General features: G+C 55.1%; 1 protein-coding gene. It reads left to right on the top strand.

Translation table 11 applies throughout. From position 1 onward, the window contains the following. Positions 1-931: amino acid adenylation domain-containing protein (locus tag V6D42_RS20250; protein WP_333514383.1), on the top strand; the 931-nt coding region annotated here is incomplete at both ends.

Below are 931 nucleotides of genomic sequence, written 5' to 3'. Positions count from 1 at the left end.
CAGCGTTAGCTCCGACGCTGCACGGGCTGTTTGAACGTCAGGCGGCTTTGACGCCGGATCGGACGGCTTTGCGCTTTTCTGGCGGCTCGCTGACTTACGCGCAGCTTGACATGTACGCCAACAGGCTGGCAGCGCGCCTTACGGCGCACGGTGTCACGAAGGAAAGCATTGTCGGTGTTCTCAGCGAACGTTCGCCGGACATGCTGACAGCCGTTCTCGCCGTATTAAAGGCAGGCGGAGCTTATGTGCCTCTTGATCCTGCATATCCAGAGGAGCGGCTGAGCTATATGCTGAAAGACAGCGGAGCAGCATTGTTGCTGACGCAGCCCGAATTAAAGGCACCTGATTTTTCCGGAAAGATACTTGATGTGGATATGACGGCTCTTGCGAATGAAGAATCCGAATGTCACTCTCTTCATCAAGCGGACAGCGATTCTCTCGCCTATGTGATCTATACGTCGGGCTCCACTGGACGGCCGAAAGGGGTCGCCGTTGAGCACCGCCAGGCGGTTTCCTTTCTGACCGGCATGCAGATGCAGTTTCCTTTAGAGGAAGACGACATCATTATGATGAAAACGTCTTTTTCCTTTGATGCCTCTGTCTGGCAGCTGTTTTGGTGGACGCTTTCAGGTGCTTCGGCCTATCTGCTTCCGTCCGGCTGGGAGAAAGACCCGGTATTGATGGTAAAAGCCATTCGAGAGGAAGGCGTTACAACGGCCCATTTTATTCCGGCCATGCTGAACAGCTTTTTGGACCAAGCGGAAATCGAAGCACCGAGAAGCCTGAAGCGTGTATTCGCCGGAGGTGAACCGCTGGCCCCTCATACGGCAGCCCGTTTCGCTTCTTCGCTGCCCGAGACATCGCTGGTTCACGGCTACGGGCCGACAGAAGCAACTGTTGATGCGGCATTTTACACGTGTGATCCTGAGCT

The sequence above is a fragment of the Bacillus sp. 0909A genome, assembly GCF_036765115.1.
In the GTDB taxonomy this organism is placed as follows: Bacteria; Bacillota; Bacilli; order Bacillales; family Bacillaceae; genus Bacillus; species Bacillus mojavensis.
The sequence above is the reverse complement of the archived record's forward strand: the minus strand, read 5'-3'. Positions and strand labels throughout refer to the sequence as shown.